The 4,454-nt window shown below is 51.1% G+C and carries 2 protein-coding genes and 1 pseudogene; 2 read left to right on the forward strand and 1 reads right to left on the reverse strand.

Annotation, left to right across the window (positions count from 1 at the left end):
• Together B7444_RS15605 and B7444_RS15610 are read left to right on the forward strand one after the other, a co-directional pair.
• Positions 1–331: pseudogene (locus tag B7444_RS15605) on the forward strand (hypothetical protein); the annotation flags it as partial.
• A 334-nt stretch (positions 332–665) separates the two neighbouring features.
• A complete protein-coding gene (locus B7444_RS15610; protein WP_035730806.1) occupies positions 666–2,948 on the forward strand; it encodes an ATP-binding cassette domain-containing protein in 2,283 nt (760 codons plus the stop codon).
• A 54-nt stretch (positions 2,949–3,002) separates the two neighbouring features.
• Here B7444_RS15610 and B7444_RS15615 read toward each other — a convergent pair whose 3' ends face one another.
• Positions 3,003–4,115, reverse strand: coding sequence for a GAF domain-containing sensor histidine kinase (locus B7444_RS15615; protein WP_231503066.1), 1,113 nt, complete (start codon positions 4,113–4,115; stop codon positions 3,003–3,005).
• Positions 4,116–4,454 lie beyond the last annotated feature (339 nt).

Consider the following 4,454-nt stretch of genomic DNA (forward strand, 5'->3'; position numbering starts at 1 on the left):
TCGCCGCAACCGTCATCTTCTGGCTATGAGTCCTGAGCCTAACGCTCGAAAGCCAATTGAGGACTTCATGGAAAAGCAGGGCTTTGTCTCGAAGGTTCATAGGAAAAAGACGCATCTCAAGCCTATGGCCCGGCATATCCAGCGGTCCAACTCTGGGAAGTCGGTGATCCGCTCGCGTGTCGAGCATGTCTTTGCGGATCAGAAATCGCAGACGGGGCTGTTCGTCCAAACCGTAGGCATCGCTCGAGCTATCATGAGGATCGGGTTGGCCAATATCGTCTACAACATGCGCCGATTCCCCTTCTGGGAGCGGATGAACGCGAGCGCGTAGCAATCCAGAGCATGAAACCCTCTCTGCTCAAAACGCAGAGCGAAAATCAAGAGTAGGAACCAGAAATCAATGGTTCTTCGATCCCTCCAGGTTCTTCATGGCAACAGGTCGGGTCACTGATTACAGCGAAGCCACTGGTTTGTGGGACAGTCTGCACGAGGCAAAACGGCTTCTGGCAAGCCGGGATTATAATACCGGCTCTTTTTCTCCGTGCCTTTGAAACCTTACGAAATGTACTGCGTTCTATTACACTGGAATGCATATTTGCATTGACCGGAATATCTAATGAATTTCGTGCTCGATTATGAAATGAAATCCGAAGAGGAGACATCGGTTGGATTTAATCGAAGTCTTGAATGCGTCGCAGAACAACCTTCGTGGTGTCTCGGTCGCCATTCCTGTGGGAAAGATTACGACATTTACGGGAGTATCAGGCTCAGGGAAATCCTCTCTCGTCTTCGGGGTGCTGGCCGCGGAATCCCAGAGACAGCTTAATTTTACTTATCCGGCCTATGTGCGTAATCGGCTTCCGCATGGAGGTACCCCACAGGTCGATCATATTTCTGGTCTGTCTACGGCGATCATCATTGATCAGAAGGCTATCGGGACCAATAATCGTTCAACTGTGGGTACGGCGACAGACGCAGCCCCACTTTTGCGCCTCATCATGTCACGAATGGGAAAGCCATTCGTTGGTTACTCCAACATCTTCTCGTTCAATGATCCTGCTGGAATGTGCCCGCGTTGCAAAGGGCTGGGCGTAGCTGTCGATGTTGATGAAAATGAACTGATCGATCTGGATAGATCCATCAACGAAGGGGCTTTTACATTCAGTGGTTATGCTCCAGGTACGTGGTACTGGAAATGGTACAAGCGGACTGGTCTGTTTGATGCTGACCGCAAACTGCGCGATTATTCGAAAGAAGATCTCGACACGTTGCTCTACGCCGAGCCGACACCATTAAAAAACCCTCCGCCAGACTGGTACGCCACGGCCAAATATGAGGGTGTCATTCATCGCTTTCGCCGCATGTATCTTGGCAACGCGAGCGATACCCATAAGAAGCGTTTTGCAGGCGATCTTGAGCGTATCATCCACCAGACAGTTTGCCCTGACTGCAAGGGCGCGCGCCTTAATCCGCTGGCTCTCAGTTGCCGGATTGATGGGCAGAATATCGATGATCTCTGTCGTATGTCGATTAACGATCTGCGGGTCTTGGTAGAAGGCTGGTGTATGCCTGAGGTCGCACCCGCTGTCGAAAATCTGACGAACCAGCTTCGCACACTCGTTGATCTTGGGTTGGGCTATCTCCAGCTAGGGCGTGGAACGACAACTCTTTCGGGCGGTGAGGCTCAGCGTATCAAGATGGTGCGCCATCTTGGAAGTTCCCTCACACGGTTCACGTATATTCTGGATGAACCTTCAACCGGCCTGCATCCGCGTGATGTGCGACATCTTGGCGATATTCTGAAATGCCTGCGCGACAAGGGTAATACGGTCCTGCTGGTGGAGCACGATCCTGATCTTATCGACATTGCTGATTTCGTGGTTGATATGGGGCCCGGTCCCGGTGCGGCCGGGGGAAAAATCCTCTTCTCTGGGCCTCTTGCAGAATTGAGAACTGCTTGCACGCCCACCGGAGAATATCTTCGCGCAAAGCGTGACTTTACGTCTTCACGCATACCTCACGGCGATCCTGTCAAGGTCCGTAATGCTCGTCGTAATAACCTTCAGGGTATTGACGTCGATATTCCCCGAAACGTACTCACCGCCCTGACGGGGGTTGCCGGGTCCGGGAAAAGCTCTCTCATCAAAGAAATTCTGACGGTAATGCCGTCAGCCCTGGTCATTGATCAAAGCCCCCTGCGCGGTAGTACGACATCTACTGTTGCGACATATACCGGGGTCATGGAACGTATTCGTGACTTGTTTGCGCGGTCCAACGGGGTGTCTCGCAGTTGGTTTACCAATGCGTCAAAGGGAGCCTGTCCTGTTTGCAAGGGTAGGGGCGTCATTGTGACGGAACTCGCCTTTCTTGATAGCACGGAAATGACATGCGAAGCGTGCAATGGCACCGGCTTTAACGAAACGGCTCTTGGCTATCGCTTCGAGTATCAGAGTATTGCCGATATTCTGACGATGTCTGTGGATCAGGCTGCCGTTTTCCTCGCAGGCTACGATAAGGACTCTGCCAAAGCGCTTGATCGTCTGCGGCACGTTGGGCTCGGATATCTGACAATCGGACGTTCAACATCCACACTTTCTGGTGGGGAAAGGCAGCGCGTGAAGCTTGCAACGCTGCTTGATGAGGATGTGGATGTACTGATTCTCGACGAACCGACAACGGGACTGCACGGTATGGACGTGACACGTCTACTGGCTGTGATCAGCGGGCTTGTGGATCGTGGCGTAACAGTTCTGATGGTCGAGCATAATCTGGATGCAATGCTTGCATCAGACTGGATCATTGATCTCGGACCAGACGCGGGGGCAGGGGGAGGGAGAGTTATGTATGCTGGGCCGGCCTCCCAAATTATTGAGGTTGAGCATACATTTACCGGGGATGAGCTCCGGCGTTACGTAAAAGAAAGTCCTGGCAAAAGCCGGAGGGGCTAATCCTGCGGGTTTACTCAAATCAGGTCAAATGGGGAAAATTTGAACGAAAACCGCCTATTTGAGCGGCATTCTGAATGTGAAACGTGTTTCCGAAGGAGTTGAAATTGCTTCGATGATGCCGTCATGGGCTTTCGCGATTTTCTGGCAAATGTAAAGTCCCAAGCCTAATCCCTGCATGCTGCCACGCGTAAACGGCTCAAAGAGCTGGGGCATGATCTCCGCTGGAATAGGGGGGCCAGAATTCGAGACTGCAATTTCCAGTTCATCGGCATTCGTTGATGCTGTTACTGTTATGGGCTTGTCTGGAAGGCCGTAGGTCAGCGCGTTTCCAACAAGATTGGATACGAGTTCGCCAATTCTATGGGGATCACAATCTACCTGTTGTGGCAGGGTCAAAGACGTATTGATAACCCGTTCCGGCTCGCTTGTCTGTAATTCCGTAATGACCTGTTCCAGCATGGGGCTGAGTGCCGCATTTGTTGTCCGGTTAAGGATTATGCCGTCCCCGAGACGACTGCGGGCAAAATCCATGACGCTACCGATAAGGGCGTTCATCCGACGGATGCTGGTCTGAACCATCTGGATGACTGTGGTCGCGCGCTCATTGAGGGGAGTTCTAAGTAACACCCGCATCCCACTATCAATGGCTGTCAGCGGATTACGGAGGTCGTGCCCCAGTATTGCAATAAATTGCTCACGGAGGGCAGATGTCGCCCTTTCGTCGCTGAGTTGTATTGCCGTTGCTGTTTCACAGTCGGCCGCACTCAGTAAGGTTCCGATAACCTCGGCGAACATTTCAAACATTTCGATGATGTCAGGCGTATCAAGTTTGTGTACTTCTGGGTCAATAGCGCAGAGTGTGCCAAAAAAAGTTCCATCCGGCCGCCAGATTGGCATCGAGATATAACTTTTCAGACTATAAATTCGCGGCGTGTGGTGATTGAAATAGACTGGGTCTTCGGAAACATTGTTAATGACAACGGGACGCCCGGTCTGTCGAATTTCGTGGCAGAGCGTGCTTTCGACCTTGAGTTCATCCCCTGGAGTCAGACCAAAGGCAATTTCGTCATGCACACTGCAGGCGATCCACTGACTTTCCGTGACGCGTGCTACGGCCGCAAAACGCATTCCGGTCAAGCGGCAGACAATATTGAGGATGACTGGCACCGCGCGAATGCTTGAAACAGTTGTGATGTCTTTTTTTAGCTCAGCCAAATTCATGCACTTATTACCAATGTTATCTAATACTCATTGGTTAATGTTTCACCTTGTCAATAAAATTCTTTAACCGTTGGGAATGCGAAGCTTATAAAAATCATAATTGAAGTGAGTTACTACCTTATGGAATAGAAAGTCAGGCGATTAGCAGATCTGTTCACTGGAAGAACTGCTAAGGCATTATTGATGAGAATTTTGCCCAAAAAGCAATCCCTTATCGTGGATGAGGCGTTTGAGCGTGTGAATGACCTGGGTTCCGGTGATCAGGCGGGTGCATTCGAACTGCCT

Origin of the sequence: Gluconobacter thailandicus F149-1 = NBRC 100600 (assembly GCF_000964465.1) — a bacterium.
GTDB classification, from domain to species: Bacteria; Pseudomonadota; Alphaproteobacteria; order Acetobacterales; family Acetobacteraceae; genus Gluconobacter; species Gluconobacter thailandicus.